Annotated in this window: 28 protein-coding genes; 17 read left to right on the top strand and 11 right to left on the bottom strand. The window is 32.9% G+C overall.

What is annotated here, in order from left to right:
• The first annotated feature begins 890 nt into the window (after window positions 1–890).
• From thrS to RB619_RS16965, 12 genes are all read left to right on the top strand, one after another.
• Entirely contained in the window at window positions 891–2,837 is a 1,947-nt protein-coding gene (thrS, locus tag RB619_RS17020; RefSeq protein ID WP_308099642.1) for a threonine--tRNA ligase, read from the top strand.
• Between the two features lie 22 nt (window positions 2,838–2,859).
• A complete protein-coding gene (gene infC / locus RB619_RS17015; RefSeq protein ID WP_133527356.1) occupies window positions 2,860–3,411 on the top strand; it encodes a translation initiation factor IF-3 in 552 nt (183 codons plus the stop codon).
• Window positions 3,412–3,510: 99 nt separating this feature from the next.
• Window positions 3,511–3,708, top strand: coding sequence for a 50S ribosomal protein L35 (gene rpmI, locus RB619_RS17010; RefSeq protein ID WP_007810722.1), 198 nt, complete (start codon window positions 3,511–3,513; stop codon window positions 3,706–3,708).
• Between the two features lie 101 nt (window positions 3,709–3,809).
• Entirely contained in the window at window positions 3,810–4,154 is a 345-nt protein-coding gene (rplT, locus tag RB619_RS17005) for a 50S ribosomal protein L20 (RefSeq protein ID WP_007810721.1), read from the top strand.
• Between the two features lie 151 nt (window positions 4,155–4,305).
• The gene (locus tag RB619_RS17000; protein ID WP_308099627.1) at window positions 4,306–4,878 is read left to right on the top strand and encodes a Crp/Fnr family transcriptional regulator; all 573 of its coding nucleotides are present in this window, start codon (window positions 4,306–4,308) and stop codon (window positions 4,876–4,878) included.
• A gap of 78 nt (window positions 4,879–4,956) precedes the next feature.
• Entirely contained in the window at window positions 4,957–5,391 is a 435-nt protein-coding gene (locus RB619_RS16995) for a carboxymuconolactone decarboxylase family protein (protein ID WP_308099623.1), read from the top strand.
• A 169-nt stretch (window positions 5,392–5,560) separates the two neighbouring features.
• A complete protein-coding gene (locus RB619_RS16990) occupies window positions 5,561–7,282 on the top strand; it encodes an ATP-binding protein (protein ID WP_308099620.1) in 1,722 nt (573 codons plus the stop codon).
• Entirely contained in the window at window positions 7,279–8,103 is an 825-nt protein-coding gene (locus tag RB619_RS16985) for a tetratricopeptide repeat protein (RefSeq protein ID WP_308099619.1), read from the top strand. The genes RB619_RS16990 and RB619_RS16985 overlap by 4 nt, the downstream gene beginning before the upstream one ends.
• 66 nt (window positions 8,104–8,169) lie before the next feature.
• The gene (locus tag RB619_RS16980; RefSeq protein ID WP_308099617.1) at window positions 8,170–9,066 is read left to right on the top strand and encodes a hypothetical protein; all 897 of its coding nucleotides are present in this window, start codon (window positions 8,170–8,172) and stop codon (window positions 9,064–9,066) included.
• Between the two features lie 11 nt (window positions 9,067–9,077).
• Window positions 9,078–9,746: a response regulator gene (locus RB619_RS16975; RefSeq protein ID WP_308099615.1), complete on the top strand. Its 669-nt coding sequence runs from the start codon at window positions 9,078–9,080 to the stop codon at window positions 9,744–9,746.
• 146 nt (window positions 9,747–9,892) lie between these two features.
• Entirely contained in the window at window positions 9,893–10,060 is a 168-nt protein-coding gene (locus RB619_RS16970; RefSeq protein WP_155103615.1) for a hypothetical protein, read from the top strand.
• A gap of 56 nt (window positions 10,061–10,116) precedes the next feature.
• Window positions 10,117–10,920 carry an endonuclease/exonuclease/phosphatase family protein gene (locus tag RB619_RS16965; protein ID WP_308099613.1) on the top strand — a complete coding sequence of 268 codons (804 nt, stop codon included), beginning with the start codon at window positions 10,117–10,119 and terminating at the stop codon, window positions 10,918–10,920.
• Here RB619_RS16965 and RB619_RS16960 read toward each other — a convergent pair whose 3' ends face one another.
• The 10 genes from RB619_RS16960 to tgt form a co-directional block, all read right to left on the bottom strand.
• Complete coding sequence (locus RB619_RS16960; protein WP_308099611.1) at window positions 10,921–12,180, bottom strand: asparagine synthetase B; 1,260 nt, start codon at window positions 12,178–12,180, stop codon at window positions 10,921–10,923.
• A 344-nt stretch (window positions 12,181–12,524) separates the two neighbouring features.
• Complete coding sequence (locus tag RB619_RS16955; protein WP_308099609.1) at window positions 12,525–13,190, bottom strand: response regulator transcription factor; 666 nt, start codon at window positions 13,188–13,190, stop codon at window positions 12,525–12,527.
• A 114-nt stretch (window positions 13,191–13,304) separates the two neighbouring features.
• Window positions 13,305–14,096, bottom strand: a complete 792-nt coding sequence (locus tag RB619_RS16950; protein WP_308099607.1) for an ATP-binding protein — start codon at window positions 14,094–14,096, stop codon at window positions 13,305–13,307.
• Window positions 14,097–14,159: 63 nt separating this feature from the next.
• Window positions 14,160–14,801, bottom strand: a complete 642-nt coding sequence (locus RB619_RS16945; RefSeq protein WP_308099605.1) for a hypothetical protein — start codon at window positions 14,799–14,801, stop codon at window positions 14,160–14,162.
• 5 nt (window positions 14,802–14,806) lie between these two features.
• Window positions 14,807–15,193 carry a hypothetical protein gene (locus tag RB619_RS16940; protein WP_308099603.1) on the bottom strand — a complete coding sequence of 129 codons (387 nt, stop codon included), beginning with the start codon at window positions 15,191–15,193 and terminating at the stop codon, window positions 14,807–14,809.
• Window positions 15,194–15,327: 134 nt separating this feature from the next.
• Window positions 15,328–16,872, bottom strand: a complete 1,545-nt coding sequence (gene dnaB, locus RB619_RS16935) for a replicative DNA helicase (protein ID WP_308099601.1) — start codon at window positions 16,870–16,872, stop codon at window positions 15,328–15,330.
• Window positions 16,873–17,012: 140 nt separating this feature from the next.
• Complete coding sequence (locus RB619_RS16930; protein ID WP_308099599.1) at window positions 17,013–17,966, bottom strand: acetyl-CoA carboxylase carboxyltransferase subunit alpha; 954 nt, start codon at window positions 17,964–17,966, stop codon at window positions 17,013–17,015.
• Window positions 17,967–18,078: 112 nt separating this feature from the next.
• Complete coding sequence (locus tag RB619_RS16925) at window positions 18,079–18,966, bottom strand: DMT family transporter (RefSeq protein WP_308099597.1); 888 nt, start codon at window positions 18,964–18,966, stop codon at window positions 18,079–18,081.
• Complete coding sequence (locus tag RB619_RS16920; protein WP_308099595.1) at window positions 18,953–20,041, bottom strand: LptF/LptG family permease; 1,089 nt, start codon at window positions 20,039–20,041, stop codon at window positions 18,953–18,955. The genes RB619_RS16925 and RB619_RS16920 overlap by 14 nt, the downstream gene beginning before the upstream one ends.
• Before the next feature lie 88 nt (window positions 20,042–20,129).
• Complete coding sequence (gene tgt, locus RB619_RS16915) at window positions 20,130–21,260, bottom strand: tRNA guanosine(34) transglycosylase Tgt (protein ID WP_308099593.1); 1,131 nt, start codon at window positions 21,258–21,260, stop codon at window positions 20,130–20,132.
• Window positions 21,261–21,699: 439 nt separating this feature from the next.
• Here tgt and RB619_RS16910 point away from each other — a divergent pair, with 439 nt between their 5' ends.
• The 4 genes from RB619_RS16910 (at window position 21,700) to RB619_RS16895 (ending at window position 25,104) form a co-directional block, all read left to right on the top strand.
• Window positions 21,700–22,560, top strand: coding sequence for a polysaccharide deacetylase family protein (locus tag RB619_RS16910; RefSeq protein ID WP_308099591.1), 861 nt, complete (start codon window positions 21,700–21,702; stop codon window positions 22,558–22,560).
• Window positions 22,561–22,685: 125 nt separating this feature from the next.
• Entirely contained in the window at window positions 22,686–22,985 is a 300-nt protein-coding gene (locus RB619_RS16905) for a hypothetical protein (protein WP_308099589.1), read from the top strand.
• A gap of 239 nt (window positions 22,986–23,224) precedes the next feature.
• The gene (locus RB619_RS16900) at window positions 23,225–24,076 is read left to right on the top strand and encodes a transketolase (RefSeq protein WP_308099587.1); all 852 of its coding nucleotides are present in this window, start codon (window positions 23,225–23,227) and stop codon (window positions 24,074–24,076) included.
• A gap of 74 nt (window positions 24,077–24,150) precedes the next feature.
• Window positions 24,151–25,104, top strand: coding sequence for a transketolase C-terminal domain-containing protein (locus RB619_RS16895; RefSeq protein WP_308099585.1), 954 nt, complete (start codon window positions 24,151–24,153; stop codon window positions 25,102–25,104).
• A gap of 81 nt (window positions 25,105–25,185) precedes the next feature.
• Here RB619_RS16895 and RB619_RS16890 read toward each other — a convergent pair whose 3' ends face one another.
• Window positions 25,186–26,280 (bottom strand): FKBP-type peptidyl-prolyl cis-trans isomerase, encoded by a 1,095-nt coding sequence (locus RB619_RS16890; RefSeq protein ID WP_308099583.1) that lies wholly within the window; start codon window positions 26,278–26,280, stop codon window positions 25,186–25,188.
• Between the two features lie 79 nt (window positions 26,281–26,359).
• Between RB619_RS16890 and RB619_RS16885 the strand changes: the two genes are divergently transcribed.
• Entirely contained in the window at window positions 26,360–26,749 is a 390-nt protein-coding gene (locus RB619_RS16885; RefSeq protein WP_308099581.1) for a S4 domain-containing protein, read from the top strand.
• Window positions 26,750–26,796: the final 47 nt, after the last annotated feature.

The raw sequence follows: 26,796 nt of genomic DNA, 5'->3' as shown, positions 1-26,796 counted from the left end.
AATTTTTCTCAGTTTGATTCCGTATTCCTTGCCAGTGTTTCAGTGAACGTCTTTCGTTGTTGCGGGTGCAAAAGTAGCACCTTTATCCAGTTATACAAGCTTTTTTATCCTCTTTTTTTAATCTTTTTTCCATCTTTTTCTTAACTCGCTGATAACCGTTTCTTTACAGGCGCGCTTTTTTCGGCCTCTTGTGCGGTTTTTCTGGGTTTTGTTGTAATTTCCTTGTTTTTCGGCGCTTTCAGTATGCCGGTTTTGCAGAGTTTTTATTCTTTGAAGCTTCTTTTTGAACATAAATCAAGATCCGAAGCTTGCTTTCAAAGCGCTTTTCAATCTCGCAGAGGCGCAAAGGCGCAGAGTTTTTCTGCTTTTCGCTCTATTTTCCTCCAAAATCATCTTTATTCCACATCATCTCTTTCTGGAAACCTATACCATAGCCCCGATAGGAGCGGAAATCCTTTTGCTTTTTTCTTTAAAAAGCAAAAGATTGAAGCGCATAGCGGGAATAGCTCCTCATTAAAAAACAAATTCCAGATTATGAAATTCCAAATTCCAATCTAAAAGGGCTTCATCTGAAGTCTTGGGACGCTAAGCTGGACATCTTAATATATGTATTGGCGAATTAGATTCCCTGAAGCGTCAGCTTTGTGCATGAGACGCACTGCTGTGCGCCTCTACGGAAAATTAGAATGTAGATTTACCCTATACACATATATATATGTATAAAAATAAACCCGACAGGTTTTAGAAACCTGTCGGCTTGCGGGAATAAAATTTCTCCATATATATATATAGTATCGTTTCAATACAGATATAATAAAGCAATCTTATACATATATATATTGTATGTATTTTTGTAATCATGTATATTTGCATTCACAAAATTATAAACAATGATCAAGATTACTTTACCCGATGGGTCAATTAGAGAGTTCGCTCAAGGCGTAACTCCAATGGAGGTCGCTAAAAACATTAGCGAAGGTTTTGCAAGAAATGTTATTTCTGCATCTTTTAATGGTACAACTATTGAAACCGAAACTCCATTAACGACCGACGGTAATCTTATTTTATATACTTGGAATGATGCAGAAGGCAAAAAAGCTTTCTGGCATTCGACTTCGCACGTAATGGCACAAGCCCTAGAGGAATTGTACCCAGGAATTAAATTAACTCTTGGGCCTGCAATTGCTAATGGATTTTATTATGACGTGGATTTTGGAGATCAGAAAATCTCTGAAGCTGATTTTAAAAAGATCGAAGATCGTGTTCTTGAGATCTCAAGAGGAAAACACGAATTTAAAATGCGTCCGGTTAGCAAAGCCGATGCATTAGAAATGTATAAAGACAACGTTTACAAGACTGAATTGATTTCAAATCTTGAAGATGGAACTATTACTTTTTGCGACCACTCTACTTTTACTGATTTATGTCGTGGTGGACATATTCCGAATACCGGAATCATCAAAGCTATGAAAGTAATGAGTGTTGCTGGTGCATATTGGAGAGGCGACGAAAAAAACAAACAGTTGACTCGTGTTTACGGAACTTCTTTCCCTAAACAAAAAGACTTGACTGAATATCTTGAACTTCTTGAAGAAGCGAAACGTCGTGATCACCGTAAATTAGGGAAAGAATTAGAATTATTCGCTTTCTCACAAAAAGTTGGTCAAGGTTTACCTTTATGGCTACCAAAAGGCGCTGCATTAAGAGAGCGTTTAGAGCAATTTTTGAAGAGAGCTCAAAAGAAAGCAGGTTACGAACAAGTTGTGAGCCCACATATTGGCCAAAAGGAACTTTATGTTACTTCTGGTCACTATGCTAAATATGGAGCAGACAGTTTTCAGCCAATTCATACTCCTGCAGAAGGTGAAGAATTTTTATTGAAACCAATGAACTGCCCTCACCATTGTGAGATTTATAATGTAAGACCTTGGTCATACAAAGATTTACCTAAGCGCTATGCTGAATTTGGAACTGTATATAGATACGAGCAATCTGGTGAATTACACGGCTTAACTCGTGTTAGAGGGTTTACTCAGGATGATGCACATATTTTCTGTACTCCAGAACAATTGGATGAAGAATTTAAAAAGGTAATTGACCTAGTATTATATGTATTTGGTTCGTTAGGTTTTGAAAACTTTACAGCTCAGATTTCATTGAGAGATCAAGAAAACAGAGAGAAATACATTGGTACTGATGAAAATTGGGAGAAAGCTGAAAACGCCATTATCAACGCCGCAAAAGACAAAGGTTTAAATACTGTTGTTGAATATGGCGAAGCTGCATTTTATGGCCCAAAACTAGATTTCATGGTTAAGGATGCTTTAGGAAGACAATGGCAACTAGGAACAATTCAGGTAGATTACAACTTGCCTGAGCGTTTTGAATTGACATACAAAGGCGCTGATAATGAATTACATCGTCCTGTAATGATTCACAGAGCTCCTTTTGGATCGATGGAACGTTTTATAGCAATTTTACTAGAACACACTGCAGGAAATTTCCCACTTTGGCTAATGCCTGAACAGGCTATAATCTTGTCTTTGAGCGAGAAATACGAAAATTATGCTAAAAAAGTTTTAGATTTGCTAGAAAATCACGAAATTCGCGCCCTAATTGACAACCGAAACGAAACAATTGGCAAGAAAATTAGAGATGCTGAAATGCAAAAAATCCCATTTATGCTGATTGTGGGTGAAGAAGAAGAGAAAAACGATACAATTTCTATTCGTCGTCACGGTCAAGAAGGAAAAGGTAATATTACAGTTTCTATTGAAGAATTTGCTTCGATTGTAAACGAAGAAATAAAAAAGACATTAAAAGTTTTTACAGTTTAACTTAAATTATAAAGTCATAGCAATAAGAAGCAACAGAGGTTTTCAACCTCGCGTAGAAAAAAAAGATGCACACAGAATAAATAACAATATTCGTGGTGTACAAGAAGTAAGACTAGTAGGCGAAAACATCGAACCAGGTGTATTTAAGCTTGCAGAAGCTTTACGCTTAGCAGATCAGTTCGAATTGGATTTGGTTGAAATTTCACCAAATGCTGAACCGCCGGTTTGCAAAATCATGGACTACAAGAAATTTGTTTACGAACAAAAGAAACGTGACAAAGCCTTGAAAGCTAAATCAACGCAGGTTGTAGTAAAAGAAATTCGTTTTGGTCCTCAGACAGATGAGCACGATTATGAATTTAAAAGAAAGAACGCTGAAAAATTCCTTAAAGAAGGAGCTAAATTAAAAGCTTTCGTATTCTTTAAAGGACGTTCTATCATCTACAAAGATCAAGGGCAAATTTTATTATTGCGTTTGGCTACAGATTTAGAAGAACATGGTAAAGTTGAAGCAATGCCAGTTTTGGAAGGAAAGAGAATGATTATGTTCATTGCTCCGAAGAAAAAGAAATAGTGTTCAGTTTACAGTTTTAAGTATTCAGTAAAAAACTTGAAACCTTAAACTTGAAACAACAAAATAAGTAAGTAAGAATAAATTAAAACACTAGGAAAAATGCCTAAAATGAAAACAAAATCTAGCGCTAAGAAACGTTTTAAAGTTACTGGCTCTGGAAAGATTAAAAGAAAGCATGCTTTTAAAAGTCACATCTTGACTAAAAAATCTAAAAAACGTAAATTAGCTTTGACACACTCAGCGCTAGTTCACTCAACAGATATGAAAAGCATCAAACAACAATTAAGAATTATCTAATAATTCTTTAGGTTAAAAAATTATTTATATAACCTTGGAGTATGGCTTTGAAGTTCCTTTGATTCAATTCAGGACGCCTGCTACAAAAACACATTAAAATTATGCCAAGATCGGTAAATTCAGTTGCTAAAAGAGCAAGAAGAAAAAAAATAATGAAGCAAGCCAAAGGTTTCTTTGGAAGACGTAAAAACGTTTGGACAGTTGCTAAGAATGCAGTAGAGAAAGCAATGTGCTACGCTTACCGCGATAGAAAACAAAACAAAAGAAATTTCCGTGCTTTATGGATTCAACGTATCAACGCTGGAGCTAGATTGGAAGGAATGTCTTATTCTCAATTCATGGGGAAAGTTAAAGCTAACGGAATCGAATTGAACCGTAAAGTTCTTGCAGATTTAGCTATGAACCACCCTGAAGCTTTCAAAGCTATTCTTAATAAAGTAAAATAAACGTTTTATAAACTCAATTTAAGATTACTTACTTATCATAGAAAAACCATCCCGCTTAAGCAGGATGGTTTTTTGCTTTTATAAAGTTTCAGATTCTCTCTCATCAAAACAAAATTTAAAAAGTAACTTTGTATAAAATCAAACCAGCCTTATGTACAAACCGCTTTTTGATCATATTGCAAAATTCATCAATCTCGAACCTTCAGATATTGATAAGTTGGAATCATGTTTGGAACTTTCGACGATAAAAAAGAAAGAACATGTACTGACCGAAGGCCAAATCTGCAATACAATTTACTTTGTAGTTAAAGGCTGTGTGAGGCAATATATAATAAATTCTAAAGGTGCTGAACAAACACTGCAATTTGGCATTGAAAACTGGTGGATTACAGACTATTTAAGTTATCACAATCATGTTCCATCAAGCTTTTATTTGCAAGCAGTAGAAAACACAGAAGTTATTGCGATTGACAAAACTGTACTGGAAGCTCTTTTAATTGAAATTCCGAGTTTGGAACGGTACTTTAGAATTGTATCTCAAAAAACGTTTGGCGCCATGCAAATGCGGATTAAATTCTTATTTACAATGTCGGCAGAAGAAAGATACCATCATTTTAACGACAATTTTCCAGAATTTGTTCAACGTGTTCCACAATATATGATTGCATCTTATTTAGATTTTTCAGCTGAATTTATGAGCAAAATCAGAGCGGGAAAAATCTAAATGCATTTCTTGAAGTAGTTCAAGTTTTTTAATGCCGATATAAAGGAACTTTGTATCAAACTTTTAAAACATATCAAAATGAAATCAAGAATTGTTATCCCAACTGTTGCCCCTGAAGCTTATCAAGCTATGTTAGGTTTAGAAAAATACATGGCCACAACTTCATTAACTCCGGTACATAAAGAACTTATTAAAATTCGTGCTTCACAAATAAACGGCTGTGCCTACTGTATTAATATGCACACAGCTGATGCTAGAAAATATGGTGTATCTGAACAGCGAATCTATTTATTAAGCGCATGGAGAGAAGCTGATTTTTATTCTGAAGAAGAAAAAGCAATCCTAGCTTTGACTGAAGAAATAACTTTAATAAGCAATCATGTGTCGGACGAAGTTTATCAAAACGCTGCCCAAATATTTGATGAAAAATATCTAGCTGAAATCATTCTAGCTATTATTACAATTAATGCCTGGAACAGGATTGGAATTGCTACTGGAATGCGAGCTCAATAATTTTATAAAGATAAATTTTACAACAAATAACACGTGTACAGACCCTCCTATTCGAGGGTCTACTTGTATAAGCCTGTAAATGAGATTTCGAATTTTATTTTTTTACTTCAAAAACAAAATACCGTATTTATACGTGGTTGTAAGAAATATAATTTTCTATTTTTGGCGCATGGTTACAAAAAGAATACAATTTTCTTTATCTATTTTTTTGCTTCTTTTGTCCTTTTTTGCTTGTCAAAAGAAAAAAAATAGTGCTGAGAAAATCACAAATGACAAGGACAAAATAGAAAAGATAATACATGCAGCTGATTTGTTTTATAAAAATAAACAGCTAGACAGTGCATTTTATCTTTACAACAAAGCGAGAGCAAATTGCAACCCAAATGAAGATGCCAAAAATTTTGTGTACTGCACATATTATATGGCCGAAATTCAACAAGATCATCAAGACTTCATAGGAAGCACTATAACAGCAACTGAAACATTTCCCTTTTTAAATAAAACAACCAATTCAAACTACATATGGAATATCTATAGTGTTTTAGGAAGAAATTACTATTACACTTATGATTATCAAAATGCTATTCGCTATTATTCAAAAGCATTTATTTTAAAAAGTGACCGAATTAATATACTTGAAGCAAAAAACAATATCGCTGTTATTTATATAAAACTGCACAAATTCAAAAAAGCCCTTCCTATTTTTCTTTCGATATGCAAAGAAGAATTGGTACAAGAAAACCCCGCCTATTATTCAAAAATACTTGATTATGTAGGCTTTTGCTATTACAAACTACAAGATTCTAGAGCATTGTCTTTTTATCAAAAAAGTATTGAAGTAAAATCTAAAGCAAAAGATCAAGATGGTCTGGGGCGAACTTATTATAATCTCGCCGATTATTATGAAAAGGACAATACTACCTTATCGATGAAGTATGCAAAATTAAGTTATGAAAACTACATTTTAGCCGGCAATATTGATGATGGTTTACTTGCTCTGAAATTGATTATAAATAATAGTTCAGATATAGAAACAAAGAAAAACTCACTTATTTACATAAAGTTGCAAGATAGCATTTATGAAGTGAGACAAAGGGCAAAGAATAAATTTGCAAAAATTAAATACGATACCAAAAAAGAAAAAATTGAAAACCTAAAACTAAAGGCACAAAAAATTGAAAATGAACTTCAAATAGAAAAGCAGGAACACAGAAATATCATTTCCTACATTGTCATCTTGTTGGCATTAGGTCTGCTTACCATCATTTACTTTTATTTAACCGTACGAGTAAATCGTCAAAAAATTGAAGCAACTTATCAAAGTGAAACTCGAATTTCTAAAAAACTTCATGACGAATTAGCAAATGATGTGTATCATGCTTTGGCATTTGTTGAAAATAGAAACCTTTCTAGTGATGAAAACAGAAATCATTTGCTAGCAAAACTTGATGATATTTATTCCAGAACCAGAAATATTTCAAAGGAAAACAATCCTATTTTAAGCACTCAAAATTATACAATTCAGCTAAAAGAGATGATTTCTAGATTTAATACATCTAATGTAAATCTGTTATTAAATGGTTTGGACACAATTTCATGGGATAAAGTCGGAAAAATTAAAAAAATATCGGTGTACAGAGCCATACAGGAATTACTTGTAAATATGAAAAAACATAGTGAAGCCAGTGTCGTTGCAATAACTTTTAAAGAAAAAGACAATTCTATCATAATTAATTATACTGATAATGGAAAAGGAATTAATGCAACCAAAATGATTTTAAAAAATGGTTTGCATAATATGGAAAATACAATTCACAAAATGCAAGGTGAAATGGAGATTAATTCCGATTTAGGAAAAGGCTTTAAAGTTCAAATTAAATTCCCGCTATGATTAAGAACTTATTACGCTTTTTTCAAAAAAACTACATTACTTTTTGTTTACCAATCTTTATTATCGTTTTGGTGGCTTGCTTTTTCATGCAATTTTCTGAGGCAAAAGAGCGACGTATACTGCATATCAAAAAAAATCGTTCGGCCGAAATTAAACAAATGCAAAAAAAAGCATTTGATTTTTTCGATTCAGGAAAATATGACAGTGCACTTTTTTATTTTAATAAAACACAATTATTGTGTGTACCAAAAGCAGACTATCCAGATGAGTATGTGGAATCACTAAACTATATGGTAGAAATCCTGCAACGACATGGTAATTATTATGACGCAGAAGCTACACTTATAAAAGGATTTCCTTACTTAGAAAAAACAACCAATATAAAATATGCCGTCAATGCTTATACATTAATGGCCTATAATTACTTGTATACATATGATTACGAAAAGGCATTATATTATCATAAAAAAGCGTTAAAGAAAGCAGTCTCTACATTTAGAAAATCACGAATATTATCTGAAATTGCATTTGTTTACATGCATCAAAAAAAATATCAGGAAGCAATAGATTTGTTAGAGCCAATAGCAAAGTATAAAATTGCTGATAAAATCACTCCTGCTAATACAGATCTTCAGCATGCCGCTTTGTTGTACAATCTAGGTCTTTCCTATTTATATCTTGGAAATCATAAAGAATCAGCATTCAAGTGCTTTGACGAAAGTTTAAAAATAACTCTTAAGATAAATGATGATTATGAACTAATTGGCAATTATCATGCTTTCTATAGATATTATTTAAAATACAACAATCCAGAACTTTAAAAAAGATTCGCAGAAAAAGCTTATCATTCTGCTAAAAAAGCAAAAGCAACAACAAACGAAATTAATATGCTAGCCCAACTTATTGAGGCTGATAATCCTGAAAATTCAAAAAAACATTGGAAGAATTATATTAAAAAAGCTGATAGTCTTACTATAAGCAGGAAAAGAGCAAAAAATCAATTTGCAGATGTTATATATAGTTCAAAAAAAGACAGAGAAGAAAATTTAGAGCTGAAAACTCAAAAAGCAGAAAAAGAATTACAACTAGAAAGACAAAAAAACCGTAATATCATTTTATATATTTCTATCTTATTTATTCTTTCTGCACTACTATTTTTATTTTTCCGCCTTGCTAGAAAAGGCAAAAAAGAGAAAAACGAAGCTATTTATAAAAGTGAGACGAGAATTTCTAAAAAACTAGATGCTGAACTTGCCAACGATTTGTACCAAACTTTGACTCTTGTTAAGAATGGCGATCTAGAACAAAATGAAAACAAAGAACAGCTTTTAAATAATCTGGAAAATATTTATTCAAAAACCAGAAATATTTCAAAGGAGAACAGTTTTATTCTTACTGACGAAAATTATATTTCTGAATTAAAAGAAATGATTTCTGGATACAAAACAGACAAAGTAAACATTTTAATGCAAGGTTTTGATGCTGTACGCTGGAATGAAATTGATAAAAACAAAAAAATCATACTTTATCGTGTACTGCAAGAAGTGTTTTTAAACATGAAAAAACATAGTGAGGCAACACTAGTAAGTACGATTTTCAAAATAAATAAAAAAAATATTATTGTGACATATGCTGATAACGGCATTGGAACAAGGAATCATAACTTTATTTTAAAAAATGGACTTCAAAATGTGGAAAGCCGTATAAAAACTATAAATGGAACTATTACTTTTGATAAAAATTCTGACAATGGGTTTAAATTAAGTTTCACCTTTCCTATTTAAAAATAAATTATATGTTCAAAAAAGTTTTAGTTGCCGAAGATCTAGATAGTATAAGCATTGCAGTAATACAAATACTTGAAGACCTAAAAGTAAATTCAATAGATCATGTAAAATATTGCGATGACGGTTTATTAAAAATCAAAAAAGGACTTGCCGAAAATGAGCCTTATGATTTGCTTATTAGCGATTTATCATTTAAATCTGATCATCGAAAAAATCAGCTTACAACAGGCGAAGATCTTATTGAGGCTGTAAATAAAGTACAGCCAAACTTAAAAAAAATAGTCTTTTCGATAGAAGACAAATCGTACCGAATTAAATCTCTTTTTTATGATTTGGGTATAAATGCCTATGTTTCTAAAGGAAGAAACAGCATGGAAGAATTGAGAAAAGCCATTGAGGGTACTTTTAGAAATGAGGAGCGAATACTATCATCTGATTTATCCTTTAGTTTTAATGACAAATCTTTAATTGAAATTGAATCTTATGATATTTCTATTTTATCGCTTTTAGCAAAAGGTTATATTTTAGAACATATTTCGAATGAATTTAAAGCAATGTCAATAACTCCAAACGGAACCAGCAGCATTGAAAAGCGAATCAATAAATTAAAAATCTATTTTAAAGCCAATAATAATGTTCATTTAATTGCTATTGCAAAAGATTTTGGACTAGTATAAAATTAACATTTTGATTACGGTTTACCGTAAGGAAATGTCTTTTTATACATCTAAATTTGTATTGAATCCTATTAATTAACCCAATGAAACCTAAAAAACGCATTAATTTTATCGCTAAAATTAATACAACTAAAAACAGAATTATCATGAAGACAATGATCCTTTGCATTTTTTTGTCAATAAGCTTTGCCTTTGTTTCAGCAAAAACGGGAGGTTCTGAAATTGAATGGAAAATGGTTTTTATTCCGGCACTACTTGTATTGCAAATCATTATAATTTCGACAGCGCTAAAAAATAGATATAAAAAAAATTAAGACAGCTAAATGTCTAAATTTGCAATGCTTCTTATATTTGAGGTTTTAATTATCGAATGAAAAATATTCTAAGCATTGTTCTTTCTTTTTTTACATTTCTTTCTTTTTCGCAAACAAAAATTCTGTCTTGGAATTTAGAAAATTATGGGAAATCAAAATCTGAAGCCGAAATAAATTATATTGCATCTATAGTTCTTGACTATGATATTATTGCCATTCAAGAAGTTGTCGCTGGTTATGGCGGTGCGCAAGCAATTGCAAAACTTACCAATATCCTAAATCAGAAGGGTTCAAAATGGAATTATGCCGTAAGCGACCCAACGAGTAGCAGTAGCTATAAAGCAGAGCGTTATGCCTTTATATGGAAAACGAGCAAAGTCAAACTGAAAGGCAAACCTTGGTTGGAGAAAAAATACAGTTTAGAAATCTACCGAGAACCCTATTTTGCCACATTTGAAATTGGCAAAAAAAACATCACTCTAAGCAATTTTCACGCAATTACTAAAAATAGAAATCCTGAAACTGAAATCAAATATTTCAAATTTCTTCCTATTGCATATCCTGATTTAAATTTAATTTTTGCTGGAGATTTTAACTGTCCACAGTCCCACACCGTATTTTACCCTTTAAAGAAAATGGGCTACGCCCCTATTTTACAAAATCAAAAGACAACTTTAAAACAAAAATGCAAAAATGATATTTGTTTGGCATCTGAATTTGATAATATCTTTTTTAAGTCAAATAGTTTGAATTACTTAAATTCTGGAATAATTCCGTTCTATAAAAAATTCAATTCACTTCAAGAAGCCCGAAAAGTATCAGATCATCTTCCGATTTGGATGGAATTTTCCTTAAACTAATTATGTTTTAAGTTTTTTCTTTTTAGCTGCAGGAAACAAAACATTGTTTAAAATCAACCGATACCCTGGAGAATTTGGATGTAAATCTAAAACTGTAGGCGGATCTCCCACCTGATGCTGAAAATCTTCTGGATCATGACCTCCAAAAAAGGTAAACATTCCTTTTCCTTTTTCGCCATGAATATATCTTGATTCGCCATTTAACTCGCAAGTTCCCATAATCAAAACATTAGATTTCACTAACGCCGTATCAAAAGAAGTTGTTTGTCCCATAAAACCTTTCACCAGTTGTGTGTGATTTTGACATAACATACTAGGAATTGGGTCCCATTTAGCAGAAAATTCCATTAAAGTAAAATAATCTTTCTCCATCGGAATTTTACGTTTTAAAGTCATATCAATATCTGAGAACTCATAAACTTCTGGTCTTCTTTCTAAAGTAAAATTTTTAAATGCAAAAGAATTGCCATAATCCAATTTCGATTGATAATTTGAGTCGCTTGCGTCACCATCAAACATAGCTTCACAAATATCAACGCCGTCAGCAGCCAAAGCAATATCAAAACTGTCTGTAGCAGAACACATGGCAAACATGAAGCCACCTCCAATTACAAAGTCTCTAATTTTTTTCGCAACTGCTCCTTTTTCTTGAGAAACCTTTGCATAGCCTAACTTCGCTGCTAAAGCTTCCGCATCTTTTTTCTGATCAATATACCATGGCGTATTTTTGTATGCCGCATAAAATTTACCATATTGCCCTGTAAAATCTTCATGGTGCAAATGAAGCCAATCATACAATAAGAGCTGATCACTTAAAACTTCTTCATCATATATAGGTGTAAAAGGAATTTCAGCATAAGTTAAAACCAAAGTCACAGCGTCATCCCAAGGCTGTTTTCCTTTTGGTGTGTAAACCGCAATTTTTGGCGCTTTTTCTAAAATAACCGATTCCATATTTTGAGAAGGACTAGAAATTTCGTTCAAAATCGAAGCTTCTTCACTATCTGACAAAATTTCGAAACTCACACCACGAATTTTACATTCTTTTCTAATTTCCTCGGCATCAGGCAATAAAAAAGAACCGCCTCTGTAATTAAGAAGCCAGCTTGCCTTATAATCTCTGCTTAAACACCAATAAGTTATTCCGTAAGCTTTAAGATGATTCTGCTGTGTCGTTTCGTCCATTGGAAGTAAAATAAACGACGCTTTGGCCGAAAACGAAAGCAGCAATATAAAGATGTAAACTAAACTCTTCTTCATTAAAAAATTATTTTTAGTAAAGATATAAAGGAAGCTTTTAAAAACACTATAGTTTACTTTGTTTTATAACCGAAAGAAAAGTTAAAATAAGAAAAATTGCTTTTTGCATTCTTACAAACAAAAACAGGTAAAAACACCTATTTCGCAAAAGCAAATTCTAACTACATTTGGTAACCCAAATCATTGAGCTATAAATCAATGAAAACAAAAATTATGAAATTCAACGAAAGTAATAACCAACCAAAGGGATTAAATGTACTTCAAAAAGTAGGCATTTGCGTACTTGTTCTTACCATTATTTTGTATTACGTTCTGTCAATACAATTTTTAACAGCCTAAAAAAACTACAGCGTCAAAACTGCAATTTCATTTTGTATCGCGTACACCACTAATCCTGCAATATTTCTTGACTCCGTTTTAAGAAGCAAATTATTGCGATGACCTTCAACAGTTCTCGGACTTAAAAAAAGATGTTCAGCAATTTCAGTAGTTGTTTTTTGCTGACAGATGAGCTGTAATATTTCAATTTCACGAGGAGAAAGAAATCCAGTTTCTAAATTCACTTTAGAATTTTTTGAAGAAACAATCGTTTCCTGAATTGTTTTTAGCACATCCTCACTATAATAGAAGCCTTTTTTTGCTACTTCATTAATAGTATGGATTAAATCTTTTGGAGTAGTATTTTTTATAAGATAAGCCACGGCACCAATCTGAATCATATTGGCAATAAATGATTTTGAGTCGTAGCTGGTAAGAGCAATTATTTTAATATCTGGATGTGATTTGCGAATAATTTTAGTTGCTTCGACACCATTTAGCAATGGCATTTTCAAATCCATTATAATAATATCAGGTTTGATTTCGCTCTTTTCTAAACTGTCAAGAAGTTCTTCGCCGTTTGATGCTTCAAAAATAATTTCGATATTATCTTCTCTCTGCAATAAAAAGGCAATTCCTTTTCGAAATAAAACTTCGTCATCAACTAAAGCAATTTTAATAGCAGCATTCATTTTTTATTCTGTTTTTGGTCGTTTGGTTTGCCGAATTTACAAAATATGTCTCAAACAATACTCGCAGAAATCTAGAATGTCGATTTAATTCTACAAAAAACACACGATTTTAACTTAAAAGGTGAAATTTGCAGCGAAACCTTTATTTATTTCTGAAGAAATTTGAATAGTTCCTTTCAAGAAAGAAATACGGCTGTCAATATTTTTCATTCCAAGGCCTTTTTGATTTTCATCACTTTTACTATCAAAACCAATTCCGTTGTCTTCATAATTACAAGTCACAATTCCATTTTCTTCAGAAAAAGAAATTTTGATTTCACTTGCTTTTCCGTGTCGGATTGAATTATTCATAAACTCCTGAAGAATCCTGAAAACATGCAATTGGCGATCAATATCATTATCATCAAAATCGACCGTATTTTTATAATGAACCTTAACCAGTTTACTAGTTTCAAATTCTGCACATAATTCTTGTACACCGGCACTCAATCCAAATTTTTCAAAAACAGGAGGCAACAAATTGTGTGCTATTTTTCGAGAATTCTCTAAAGCTTTAGTCGTAAGGCTTATAATATTACCTGTGATTTCTTTTGTTTCCGCTTCGGTCAAGTTTGAAGCCGATAATAAATGTGTATTCAAAGAAACAATATTCAGCTTAGAACTAATATCGTCGTGCAAATCTTGTGCTATACGTTTTCGTTCTTCTTCTTGAGTTACAATAATAGCATGTAATTGTTCTTTTTGATACTGAATTTCTAGATCTCTTTTTTCTAATTCCTTCTGAGTTATTTTCTTTCGAGAAAAATAAAAAAACAAGATCAAAACAAGACCCATCAATAGGAAAGAAACACAGCTAAAAATTGCAGTTGCAACAATTTCTGATTCTGAGATTGCTTTTGGGCTCATACGTTTTAATTATTATTAAAAAACCTTTGGCACACTATGAAAGAAGCCAAAGGTTTTAAGTTTTTAATCTGTGATTTGTGCTTTTTCTCTTTTAAAATAATTCACCTTCCATTCGTACAAGAAAAACAAATGATAAACTACAACCAAAATTGCGTTTATAGTCCAAGTTATCATGCTAAAATCTTTACTGAATTTTGCCGTCAAGTTTCCTATTAGAAATAAAATTGTACTAGCAAACAGATATAACAAAATTCCCATGTTGATATAATAAAATTCTTTTTTATCATCCAACATATTGTAAAAATGAAATACCGAATATATAATCAATAAAAATGAAGTAATAAAAATTTCATATAAATTGAATTTGAAAAACAAGTCCGATTTTAGTCCATATTGAATCGCCAAGGTCAATAAAACTAATATAAAGCCTATTTTTATAGTTTTCTTTTGAAACTCATCTTTTGTCAAGTTTAAATAAAACAAGCTTAACAGAATAAACTGTCCAATAAAATAAAAATGAGACATAAATAAATTAGGCTCATGCAATTTTAATAAGATGCTGGAAGTAAGCTCAACAACAATAATCAAGAAAAGATAGACAGTAAAAATTTTGTAGCTTTTTCCATTTTTAAAAAAACCTATTGCATACAAAATAAAGTTTAACCCCAAAAGTAAATGTCCAAAATCTATAAGAAATGCACGCATTTAAATTACTGATTCATTGGACTTTCATCATCTCCTGTTGTAGGTGGGCTCGGTTGCGTAAAATCATAAATTCCTGCATCGCCATCTCCATAAGATTTGGCAGAATTGTGATAGCCTGGGATTTGATCTTCATAAATTTTCGTTTCTTCATTGTAAGTTGTTCCAACGAACATTAAAGTTTGAAGACCTTTCTCATTTATACCTATATAAGCTCTGGCTGCATCAATTCCTTGGTCTAAAAGTTTTTCTAAATTAACTTTAGGAATTAAAAATGAATTAACGCGTTTTTTAGCAGTTTCTTCATCAGTTTGTTTTTTCCAACTTGCTACCCAAGTTTGAGCTACTTCTAATGGAATGTTAGTGTCTTTTTCTGGTAATCTTTCAGTTGCCATAATATAAATTTGTTTATTGGTTACAGTTAATTAGCCGATTGTTTAGCAATCGATTGGCTAATCTACTGAATTTTATTAATAAATTTAACATTAAGACATAAAAAAAACCTTATAAAAAGGTTTTTAAATTGTATTTAGAATGGCACATCACTGTCATCATCGTCATCGTTGAGATTGCTTCCAAAAGCTTCATTGGCAGAAGGAAGATTTTTAGTAATGAACGGATTATCGTCATGATTCATTTTTGAAGGCAAATCGTCAAATCCACCGCTAAATTCTTCAAGATTATCAAACTTACCTAAGTGTCCTAAGAATTTCAAACGAATGTTCTCCAAACCACCATTACGGTGTTTGGCTATAATAAACTCAGCTTGACCTGCTGTTGGAGATGCCTCATCATCATCCCACTCTTCAATTTTATAATATTCAGGACGATAAATAAACGATACAATATCGGCATCCTGCTCAATCGCTCCAGATTCACGAAGATCCGAAAGTAAAGGTCGCTTACTAGATCCACGGGTTTCAACAGCACGCGACAACTGAGAAAGTGCAATAACCGGAACGTTAAGCTCTTTTGCCAAAGCTTTTAAGTTTCGAGAAATTGTCGAGATTTCCTGCTCACGGTTTCCTCCTCCTTTTCCGTTTCCTCCCGCAGTCATTAACTGCAAGTAGTCGATAATGATTAATTTAATTCCGTGTTGCGAAGCCAAACGACGGCATTTTGCACGTAAATCAAATATCGAAAGCGAAGGTGTATCATCAATAAATAATGGTGCTTTTTCTAAGTCTTTAACTTTAGTACTTAATTGCTCCCATTCGTGTTTTTCTAATTTTCCTGTTCTTAATTTTTCAGAAGACAATCCTGTTTCCGAAGAAATAAGCCTCGTAATCAACTGAACTGAGGCCATCTCCAGAGAGAAAACCGCAACCGCATGTCCAAACTGAATAGCAACATTTCGTGCCATCGAAAGTACGAAAGCCGTTTTACCCATACCTGGACGAGCCGCAATAATAATCAAATCCGAAGGCTGCCAACCTGAAGTTACCTCATCTAATTTTTCAAAACCAGTTGCGATACCACTCAAACCTTCTTTTCCAGCAATTTCTTCAATACGTTTTTTCGCTTGAAGAACCAAACTCTGCGCAGTTTCAGAACTACGCTTGATATTTCCCTGAGTTACTTCGTATAATTTAGATTCGGCTTTATCTAATAAATCAAAAACATCTGTAGTTTCATCATACGATTCCTCGATAATTTCAGAAGAAATTCTGATCAAACTTCTTTGAATGAATTTTTGCAGAATAATACGCGAGTGAAATTCGATATGCGCAGACGAAGCAATTTTCTGCGTAAGCTGAATCAAATAAAAATCACCACCCGCTACATCTAGCTTTCCATTTTTCTTCAACTGTGTCGAAACAGTCAACAAATCGATTGGCTGTGTTTCGGTAAAAAGCTGTAAAATCGCTTCAAAAATATGTTTGTGTGCGTCTTTGTAAAAAGCATCAGGCTGTAAAATATCAATTACATCATCTACCCCCTTTTTATCAATCATCATCGCTCCAAGAACAGCCTCTTCAAGATCAATTACTTGCGGAGGAAGTTTTCCTTTTTCAAGATTAATAATAGTGGTTTTATCTACCTTTACAGGGTTTACATTTTTGAAATTTTCCATATAGCGAAAGTAGCAAAATTTAAAAAAAATCTGCTATCGAGTTATAACTAGTTTTATGTTTATAAATAAGTTTTTTTGTTGATAACCAAAAAAAAATCCGAAACCGCAGGGCTTCGGATTTTTAATCATATTAAATGAATTTACTCTTTAAACTCCCCCATATTGCTGTATTTGTCCATTCTTTGGGCAATTAAGTCAGCTGTTGATAAGTCTTTCAATTCGTTATATCCTTTGGTAATATATTCCGCTACTGTTTTAAAAGTAGTCTCGCGGTCGTAGTGTGCTCCGCCAAGTGGTTCTGGAATAACATCATCAACTAATTTTTGTTTTTTCATATCAGATGAAGTCAATTTCAAAGCATCGGCAGCACGTTCTTTGTACTCCCAGCTTTTCCATAAAATTGAAGAACAAGATTCTGGAGAAATTACAGAATACCAAGTATTCTCTAACATGAAAACTCTATCTCCAACACCAATTCCTAAAGCTCCTCCTGAAGCACCTTCACCAACAATAATTGTAATGATTGGCACTTGTAAACGAACCATTTCAAAAATGTTTCTTGCGATAGCTTCACCCTGTCCTCTTTCTTCAGCTTCAAGACCTGGGTATGCACCCGGGGTATCAACTAAAGTAAGAACTGGAATTCCGAATTTCTCCGCCATTTTCATTAAACGCAAAGCTTTACGGTATCCTTCTGGATTTGCCATACCAAAATTACGGTACTGACGTGTTTTTGTATTAAAACCTTTTTGCTGACCAACAATCATAAACGACTGACCGTTTATTTTTCCAAGACCACCAACCATCGCTTTATCATCTTTAAAACTTCTATCTCCGTGAAGCTCTAAAAAAGTATCACCGCAAATTGCTCTGATATAATCTAAAGTATAAGGTCTATTTGGGTGCCTTGACAATTGTACACGCTGCCAAGCCGTAAGGTTTTTATATATTTCTTTCTTAGTTTCTACTAATTTTTTGTTGATTTCCTTGCAAGTTGCTGTTACATCAACCTCAGATTCTTTTCCAATTATTACACACTTTTGTAACTGGTCTTCAAGTTCTTTGATTGGAAGCTCAAAATCTAAATATTCCATGGATTTTTGAATTTTGTTTTTAAATCGAACCGCAAATATAAAAATATTATATCATTGGCATAGTTAATTGTTAGTAAAGTATCAAAATGTGAATTAAAAGATAAGTAAACTATTACACTTCTTTCTTGTTTTTATAATGTTTAAAAACGCCATTTAAAATAACAGTAATGATGATTATGACGGCACCAATATAAAATTCGGTGCTCATTTTTTCTTTTCCGCCAAGAATAAAATAAGCTAGCATAATTCCGTAAACTGGCTCTAAATTAGTGGTTAACATTACGGTATAAGGAGTTAATCGTTGCATAACTTTTACAGATGCTGTAAAAGCATAAGCCGTGCAAATCGAAGCCAAAACAAGCAATAAAATCCAATTATTTAACGATAATGTAAAAAAATCGGCGGTAAATTTTCCTTGAAATAAAAAATAAATGGTGATGAAAAAAACTCCGGCACCAAATTCATAAAATGTAATAACTGAAGGTTCGTGATCTGCGATTAATTTCCCGTTCAATAAAGTAAACACAACGCCCAGAATTATCGCTGCCAAAGCATAATAAACACCTGTAAGATATTTAATTTCGACCTGCAATATTAATCCAAGTCCAGCGATAATAATCAATCCGAAGAAAACTTCGTAAAACAAAATTTTTCGTCCGTAAAAAAGCGGTTCTAATAAAGAGGCAAAAAATGCACCTAAAGAAAATATTGAAAGCGTGATGGAAACATTGGAGACATGAATCGCTTTAAAAAAGAAAATCCAATGCAGGGCAATCAGCAAACCAACAAAAATCAGTTTAAAAAGTTCTTTTATTGGAACTTGAAAAGATTGTTTTTTATAAATAATAAATGCTCCTAAAAAAATCATGGCAAGAAGCATTCTAAACCAAACTAAATTATCAGCATCAATTGTGATAAGAGCGCCCAAAATGGCTGTAAAACCCCAGATAAAAACAATTAAATGAAGATTTAAATAACTTTTTAAATTATCGTTTCGCATTACGTAGTAAGTAAACTGCTAAAATTCCGAAAACAATATTCGGGAACCAAACAGCTAATAAAGGTGAGAATGTAGATTTTTCGGCAAGGGTTCCAAATATTTTATCAAAGAACACAAATGAGAAAGCAATTGCAATTCCGATTGCCAAATTGGTTCCCATTCCGCCACGACGTTTCATAGACGAAACCGCAACGGCAATAATAGTCAAAATAAAGGCCGAAACTGGTACACTATATTTTTTATAAAGTACAACCAAATAAGTATTGATATTTCCTGAACCTCTTTTTCTTTCTTTTTCAATAAAATCGATCAGTTTTCCAAGTGAAAGTGTTTCGGCAATGTAAACAACCGGTGTTAAATCGGCCAATTCAAATTTAAACTTAACCTCTTTTTCAGGAACTTTTTCAATTATATCATTCAGTTCACCAACCGTTCTTTTAGTATAATCATACAAAACGTATATTCTCTTTTTAGGATCCCATTTAATTCGGCTTGCCGAAATTTTGTACGTCATTTTTTCCTTTTCAAAATGCTCCAAGGTAAAATTAAACGCTGTTTTTGACTCTTCGTTAAAACTGTTTACAAAAATAAAATCGTGATCATTAATTTGGCGGTACACATTCGTATTTTCGCCACGCATTAATTCCTTTCCATTTCCTTTTAAATAGGTATATCTGAAGTTATTGAAACCTTCACTTGCTGCCGGAACAATAAAAAATCCCATTAAAAGCACAAAAACCGAAACGATGGAAGCGCCAATAATATAAGGTCTTAAAAAACGTGTAAATGAAATTCCAGAACTTAAAATGGCAATAATCTCTGTATTATTAGCCAATTTTGAAGTAAACCAAATTACCGACAAAAACAAAAATATCGGAAAAAGAGAATTCGCAAAATAAATAGTAAAGTTGTAGTAATAGAGCGCAATATCCATAAACGGAATCTTGTTCTCCAACATTTTGTTCACCTTTTCAGAAACGTCAATTACAATCCCAATCGGAATAAATAACAAGATCATCACCGAAAAAGTGGCTAAATATCTTTTTAAAATATACTTATCTATTATTGTCAGCATATATCTTTTGTTTGTTTTGTTTCAAGTTTCAGGTTTCAAGTTCTGCAGAGAACGTGAAACCTGAAACCTAAAACTTGAAACTTTTTATTTAAAGTCTTTGGCTCATATTTTTAACCATCATTTCTTTCCATGGTCTAAAATCTCCTGCTAAGATATGTTTTCTCGCTTCACGAACCAACCACATATAGAAACCAAGATTATGAATGGTTGCAATTTGTTTTCCTAAATATTCGTTGGCTGCAAACAAGTGACGTAAATAAGCTTTTGTATATTCTGTATCCACAAAAGTGTGGCCCATTTCATCAATTGGAGAAAAATCAGCTTCCCATTTTTTATTTTTGATGTTGATGGTTCCATTTGCAGTAAACAACATTCCGTTTCTAGCATTACGCGTTGGCATAACACAGTCGAACATATCAATTCCTAACGCAATATTTTCTAAAATATTAATTGGAGTTCCAACACCCATTAAATAACGAGGTTTATCTTCTGGAAGAATTTCACAAACTACTTCTGTCATTGCGTACATTTCTTCAGCTGGTTCACCTACAGAAAGTCCACCAATTGCATTTCCTTGCTGTCCAGCATTTGCAATATATTCTGCTGATTGACGACGCAAATCTTTATACGTACTTCCTTGAACAATCGGGAAAAATGTTTGTTCGTAACCGTATTTATAAGGGACTTTATCTAAATGATTGATACAACGATCCAACCAACGGTGTGTCATGTGCATTGATCTTTGCGCATATCTATAATCGCAAGGATAAGGCGTACACTCGTCAAAAGCCATAATAATATCGGCCCCAATTGTACGTTGAATTTCCATTACATTTTCCGGCGTAAAAAAGTGATATGAACCATCAATATGCGATTTGAACTTCACTCCCTCTTCCTTAATTTTTCTATTATTCGAAAGAGAATATACTTGATATCCTCCAGAATCAGTCAAAATATTACGATCCCAGTTCATGAATTTATGCAATCCACCTGCTTTTTCCAGAATCTCAGTCTGCGGACGCAAATATAAATGGTACGTATTTCCAAGAATAATATCCGGATTAATTTCTTCTTTCAATTCACGCTGATGCACTCCTTTTACAGAAGCAACCGTTCCAACAGGCATAAAAATAGGCGTTTCAATTACGCCGTGATCTGTAGTAATACTACCCGCTCTAGCTTTAGATTGCGGATCTTTTTGTAATAAATCAAACTTCATCTGTTTCTTTTTTCAGTCGGCAAAGATAAGCTAATTTCAGGGAAAACTAATTAATTAGCTAATTAGAAAATTTGTCAATTAGATAATTGTTCTCATCAACTTAAAAACTGATGTTTTATAAAAACTTTAAACGTGAAACTAAAATTATTTTGGGCGTTCCCTTCGGTCGGGCTATCCGCTATATCTTTTGCTCCAGAAAATATTGTTGTTAATTAAGACATGACAGTTGTCACAAAAGGATGCCGCTTCTATCCCTAACGCAAAAAAAAAGATGTGACAGCTTCATAAGAAATTTTTAAATTTGAATAAATCTGTAATTGTCAGGCTGAGCGAAGTCGAAGCCCCGCAAAGAAGATTCTTTACAATACATAAATAAAATCCGTTTAAATCTGCGAAATCCGCGTGCCATTTACGCAATACCGAAAAAAAATAAAATAAAATGAACTTAGCTCAAAAACTCGGATATCCTGAAAACACCAAACTATTAATCATTCATGCCGATGATGCAGGATTATCACATTCAGAAAATCAGGCCACTATAAAAGCACTCCAAAATGGATCTGTAAACTCCTATAGTATAATGGTACCTTGTCCGTGGTTTTTTGAAATGGCAACATTCGCCAAAGAAAATCCAAATTACGATTGCGGAGTTCATTTGACTTTGACATGCGAATGGGAAAATTATAAATTCGGGCCAGTTCTTCCTGTATCTGAAGTTCCCAGTTTAGTTGATCAAAATGGTTATTTCTATAAAACCAGACAAGATTTCAAAAACAACGCAAAACTTTCTGAAATAAAAAAAGAACTTACGGCTCAAATCGAAAGAGCTTTGCACTTTGGCATTCAGCCCACACATCTTGACTCACACATGTGCAGTGTTGGTGTAACTCCTGAAATTTTAGAAATTTACAAGGAACTCGGGAAAACATACAATTTGCCTGTTTTTATCAATAAAGGTTTTGTAGAATCTATTACTTTATCTGATGAAAAATATGATTTTGAAAAAATACTTTTAGCTGACAATCTTTTAATTGGATATTATAGCGATTTTCAAAAAGGAGAACTCAGAAAGTCTTACGAAAAAGCATTAGATAGTGCAATTCCAGGACTGAATGTTTTCTTGCTTCATCCCGCTTTTGATGATTTTGAAATGCAAGGAATCACCGTAAATCATCCTAATTTTGGTTCAGAATGGCGTCAAATTGACTTTGACTTTTTTACAAGTCAAGAATGTGAAACAAAACTGAAAGAAAATAATATCCAGCTAGTTACTTGGAAAGAGATTGGTACAATTAGATAATTTGGTAATTAGAAAATGAGATAATTCCCTTTTTAATGTGAATGCTATAAGATCCTGATTTTAAAAATGTAAGAACTGCAATCATAGATTTCATAACTTTATAAAACATTTTAAATTTTTACGTTATGATAAGCTCAGAAGATAAAAACACAGCAAATGAAGATCAAATCGAAAGAAATCTAGAAAATTTAGATTATCCGGCAAGCGAAGACATTTTCAATCAAGAAGACAAGTTAGAAGATATCGATCCTGACGAAATCTCAAACGAAAAAACCATCGATCAAAACAATCACGAATGGAAGCAAAACAGTGATAAACTCGGAGAAGATCTTGACGTTCCCGGCGCAGAACTCGATGATCATCAGGAAGAAATAGGATCAGAAGACGAAGAAAACAACTTCTACAGCGAAAGCGATACAAATTAATTACCATATCATTTTTTTTTTGCAGCTAATTTTTACAGATTAAGTGTATTTAATACATTTAAAAATCATTTGATCTGTATGTAACTTTATGCGTAATTATCAAAATCTCGATTTTTCTTGAAATCTGATAAAAAAAGAGCAAAAAAATTTAACAATTGGAGCAAACTAAAGCAGAAAATCATTTGTCTCCCCGCAAAATAACAATTACTTTTGCTTCAGTTTAAAATTTTACATATAAAATGAAGCCTAACACACAACAATTAAGCGATTTAACGATCCAAGTAAGAAGAGACATTCTTAGAATGGTACATGCTGTAAACTCTGGACACCCAGGTGGTTCATTAGGTTGTACTGAATTTTTGGTAACACTATATCAAAATATTATGGACCGCAAAGAAGGTTTTGATATGGATGGAATTGGAGAAGATTTATTTTTCCTTTCAAACGGACATATCTCTCCAGTATTTTACAGCGTATTAGCACGCAGCGGTTATTTTCCAATTTCAGAACTTGCTACTTTTAGATTATTAGATTCACGTTTACAAGGTCACCCAACAACTCACGAAGGGTTACCTGGAGTTCGTATTGCATCTGGTTCATTAGGACAAGGTTTATCTGTAGCTCTTGGAGCGGCGCAAGCTAAAAAATTAAACAAAGACAATCATATTGTTTATACTTTACACGGAGACGGAGAGTTGCAAGAAGGTCAAAACTGGGAAGCAATTATGTATGCTTCTGCTAAAAAAGTAGACAATATTATTGCTACAATCGATGTTAACGGAAAACAAATTGACGGAACTACTGATGAAGTTTTACCAATGGGAAGCCTTCGTGCTAAATTCGAAGCTTTTGACTGGGATGTTTTAGAAATTAAAGAAGGAAACAGCATTGACGCAATTCTTGCTGGTTTAACTGATGCTAAAACAAGAACAGGAAAAGGTAAGCCAGTTTGTATTTTATTATACACTGAAATGGGTAACGGAGTAGACTTTATGATGCACACACATGCTTGGCATGGTAAAGCGCCTAACAACGATCAGTTGGCAGCCGCTTTAGCTCAAAACTATTCTGCAGATCAAATCGATTATTAAAAAAGCTTTAAGCTATAAGCAGTAAGCCATAAGCTTATTGCCTAAAGCCTATTGCCTAAAGCAAAAAAACAAAAATGAAAAAATACGAAAATACAGGAAGTAAAGACACTCGTTCAGGTTTTGGAGCGGGAATGACTGAACTAGGTCAAAAAAACGAAAATGTTGTAGCATTATGTGCAGATTTAATTGGATCATTGAAATTTGATGAATTCAAAAAAAATCACCCAGAGCGTTTTTTCCAAATTGGAATCGCTGAAGCTAACATGATCGGAATCGCAGCTGGTTTAACAATTGGAGGAAAAATTCCATTTACAGGAACTTTCGCTAACTTCTCTACAGGAAGAGTTTACGATCAAATTCGTCAATCTGTTGCTTATTCAGACAAAAATGTAAAAATCTGTGCTTCTCACGCTGGTTTAACTCTAGGAGAAGATGGTGCAACTCACCAAATTCTAGAAGATATTGGATTAATGAAAATGTTGCCAGGAATGACTGTAATCAACACTTGTGATTACAACCAAACTAAAGCGGCTACAATTGCATTAGCAGATCACCATGGTCCTGCTTACTTGCGTTTTGGACGTCCAGTTGTGGCAAACTTCACTCCTGCTGACGAACCATTCGTAATTGGAAAAGCAATTTTACTAAACGAAGGAACAGATGTAACTATCATTGCAACTGGTCACTTAGTTTGGGAAGCTCTTATCGCTGCTGAAGCTTTAGAAGCAAAAGGAATTTCTGCTGAAGTAATCAACATTCATACGATTAAACCTCTTGATGAAGAAGCAATTTTAAAATCTGTAGCTAAAACAAGATGTGTAGTTACTGCAGAAGAGCACAATTACCTTGGAGGTCTTGGAGAAAGCGTTTCAGGTGTATTAGCTTTAAACAATCCAACTCCACAGGAATTTGTAGCGGTAAAAGATAGTTTTGGCGAATCTGGAACTCCAGAGCAATTAATGGAAAAATACAAATTAAACAATCAAGCGATTGTTGAAGCTGTAGAAAGAGTTATCAAAAGAAAATAATTTTTACTTTTCTTACTTTATAAAAAAAAACCTCGAAATTCAATTTCGAGGTTTTTTTTGTGTTTCTATTTTATTGCAATATTATTTTACACTGTGATGATTTTTATCAACATGTATTCTTAATCTTCCTGGAGAAGTATAATCGCCTCCAAAAGCAGGAATACCGTATGTTTCAGTTTCGTCTACATTTGGCGTGCTAGGATTATCCGGAATTGGATCAAAAGGATAATATTTGCTTATACCAGTAACTGGTGCATCAGTAGGTTTTGTAGTTTCAAATCGAGTAGTATAACCATCTCCATCATCATCAACATCTAAGAAATCTGCAATACCATCTCCATCTGTATCATCAACCATCCATGCTGGAGGATTTGGATATCGCACTTTATCTCTTAAATCATAAAGATAACCAATACCATTATTATTATCCGCTTTATTAACATCTTCAAAATAATCAGGAATACCATCTGGATCTGCAGTCACAGTAGTTCCATTAATTCTAATATCATGATCCAATCTTAAAAGACCAAATAATTTAAAACTAAAAACTATAGGCGTATAGGCAGGTATTTTATCTTGTGCCGACGCAAAGTAACCAAGTCCTGACGGTAAAAACATTACACCAGCTCCAAAATTATCATACGTTATTTCGCCATTTGCGGCGGTAGTAGAAGTTCCTGTTCTAAACTGAGGGAAAATCTCACCCCAACCATCAATTACTGCTCCTTGCGTGTATACAAATAAATCAAAGGCAGTTCCATAACCATATGAAGTATCAAAAACAGTTCCGTCTAACAAAGTACCTTTATATGATGCATAAATCTTATCTGTATTTGTTGGAGCTTCACCAGTTCCTTTTCTTAATTCTAAATAGTAAACTTCATAATTAACATCATGATTGTAGACTTTTCTAATTTTCAAAGGATATGTTTTTTGATCCCAAATTGAAGCTTGCGTACCTCCAGAAGGAATTTTCTCAATTACAACATCATAGTTAGCGTTAACTTCCTTAATATAATTAGTCTTTAAATATTTTATTATAGAGTCATTATCTTTCAAATATTGCTCTTTATAATCTCGAAGTTCAACGACAGTTTCATCATCATCACCCTTGTTACAAGAAACCATAGCGATACCCGCGAGTAATAAAATAAAATAATATTTAAATTTATTCATTATTGTTAATTTTTTAGGTGCGCAAGATACAATATTGATTTATTTTTGTAAAGAATTTAACTTGGATTTTAGAAAAATTATGAGAATAGATAAATACTTATGGTGCGTGCGTTATTACAAAACCAGAAACATGGTTACAGAAGCTTGCAAAAAAAACCATATTACAGTAAATGGGCAGGTTGCCAAACCCTCTAAAGAAGTTTTTCCTACTGATAAAATTACCTTTAGAAAAGATCAGATCACTCAAATTATTACGGTTCTTGACATTCCGGAAAGCCGTGTAGGTGCAAAACTTGTCGATATTTACCGCAAAAACGAAACTCCACCTGAAGCTTATGCGCATTTAGAGCTATTAAAACTATCAAAAGAGCATTACCGAAAAAGCGGAACAGGAAGACCAACAAAAAAAGATAGAAGAGATATTGACGAGTATGGAAACGAAATTTTTGATGAAGAAGAGGATTTATAAATATCAAAATTCAATTTCAATGTCAATATTCAATTTCAAAAAAATCT

It is taken from the genome of Flavobacterium sp. LHD-80 (assembly GCF_030929605.1).
In the GTDB taxonomy this organism is placed as follows: domain Bacteria; phylum Bacteroidota; class Bacteroidia; order Flavobacteriales; family Flavobacteriaceae; genus Flavobacterium.
The sequence above is the reverse complement of the archived record's forward strand: the minus strand, read 5'-3'. Positions and strand labels throughout refer to the sequence as shown.

Coding starts and splice junctions, on each gene's coding strand:
- thrS (WP_308099642.1), top strand. CDS start 891: ATGATCAAGATTACTTTACCCGATGGGTCAATTAGAGAGTTCGCTCAA.
- rpmI (WP_007810722.1), top strand. CDS start 3,511: ATGCCTAAAATGAAAACAAAATCTAGCGCTAAGAAACGTTTTAAAGTT.
- rplT (WP_007810721.1), top strand. CDS start 3,810: ATGCCAAGATCGGTAAATTCAGTTGCTAAAAGAGCAAGAAGAAAAAAA.
- RB619_RS17000 (WP_308099627.1), top strand. CDS start 4,306: ATGTACAAACCGCTTTTTGATCATATTGCAAAATTCATCAATCTCGAA.
- RB619_RS16995 (WP_308099623.1), top strand. CDS start 4,957: ATGAAATCAAGAATTGTTATCCCAACTGTTGCCCCTGAAGCTTATCAA.
- RB619_RS16990 (WP_308099620.1), top strand. CDS start 5,561: ATGGTTACAAAAAGAATACAATTTTCTTTATCTATTTTTTTGCTTCTT.
- RB619_RS16985 (WP_308099619.1), top strand. CDS start 7,279: ATGATTAAGAACTTATTACGCTTTTTTCAAAAAAACTACATTACTTTT.
- RB619_RS16980 (WP_308099617.1), top strand. CDS start 8,170: ATGCTAGCCCAACTTATTGAGGCTGATAATCCTGAAAATTCAAAAAAA.
- RB619_RS16975 (WP_308099615.1), top strand. CDS start 9,078: ATGTTCAAAAAAGTTTTAGTTGCCGAAGATCTAGATAGTATAAGCATT.
- RB619_RS16970 (WP_155103615.1), top strand. CDS start 9,893: ATGAAGACAATGATCCTTTGCATTTTTTTGTCAATAAGCTTTGCCTTT.
- RB619_RS16965 (WP_308099613.1), top strand. CDS start 10,117: ATGAAAAATATTCTAAGCATTGTTCTTTCTTTTTTTACATTTCTTTCT.
- RB619_RS16960 (WP_308099611.1), bottom strand. CDS start 12,180: ATGAAGAAGAGTTTAGTTTACATCTTTATATTGCTGCTTTCGTTTTCG.
- RB619_RS16955 (WP_308099609.1), bottom strand. CDS start 13,190: ATGAATGCTGCTATTAAAATTGCTTTAGTTGATGACGAAGTTTTATTT.
- RB619_RS16950 (WP_308099607.1), bottom strand. CDS start 14,096: ATGAGCCCAAAAGCAATCTCAGAATCAGAAATTGTTGCAACTGCAATT.
- RB619_RS16945 (WP_308099605.1), bottom strand. CDS start 14,801: ATGCGTGCATTTCTTATAGATTTTGGACATTTACTTTTGGGGTTAAAC.
- RB619_RS16940 (WP_308099603.1), bottom strand. CDS start 15,193: ATGGCAACTGAAAGATTACCAGAAAAAGACACTAACATTCCATTAGAA.
- dnaB (WP_308099601.1), bottom strand. CDS start 16,872: ATGGAAAATTTCAAAAATGTAAACCCTGTAAAGGTAGATAAAACCACT.
- RB619_RS16930 (WP_308099599.1), bottom strand. CDS start 17,966: ATGGAATATTTAGATTTTGAGCTTCCAATCAAAGAACTTGAAGACCAG.
- RB619_RS16925 (WP_308099597.1), bottom strand. CDS start 18,966: ATGCGAAACGATAATTTAAAAAGTTATTTAAATCTTCATTTAATTGTT.
- RB619_RS16920 (WP_308099595.1), bottom strand. CDS start 20,041: ATGCTGACAATAATAGATAAGTATATTTTAAAAAGATATTTAGCCACT.
- tgt (WP_308099593.1), bottom strand. CDS start 21,260: ATGAAGTTTGATTTATTACAAAAAGATCCGCAATCTAAAGCTAGAGCG.
- RB619_RS16910 (WP_308099591.1), top strand. CDS start 21,700: ATGAACTTAGCTCAAAAACTCGGATATCCTGAAAACACCAAACTATTA.
- RB619_RS16905 (WP_308099589.1), top strand. CDS start 22,686: ATGATAAGCTCAGAAGATAAAAACACAGCAAATGAAGATCAAATCGAA.
- RB619_RS16900 (WP_308099587.1), top strand. CDS start 23,225: ATGAAGCCTAACACACAACAATTAAGCGATTTAACGATCCAAGTAAGA.
- RB619_RS16895 (WP_308099585.1), top strand. CDS start 24,151: ATGAAAAAATACGAAAATACAGGAAGTAAAGACACTCGTTCAGGTTTT.
- RB619_RS16890 (WP_308099583.1), bottom strand. CDS start 26,280: ATGAATAAATTTAAATATTATTTTATTTTATTACTCGCGGGTATCGCT.
- RB619_RS16885 (WP_308099581.1), top strand. CDS start 26,360: ATGAGAATAGATAAATACTTATGGTGCGTGCGTTATTACAAAACCAGA.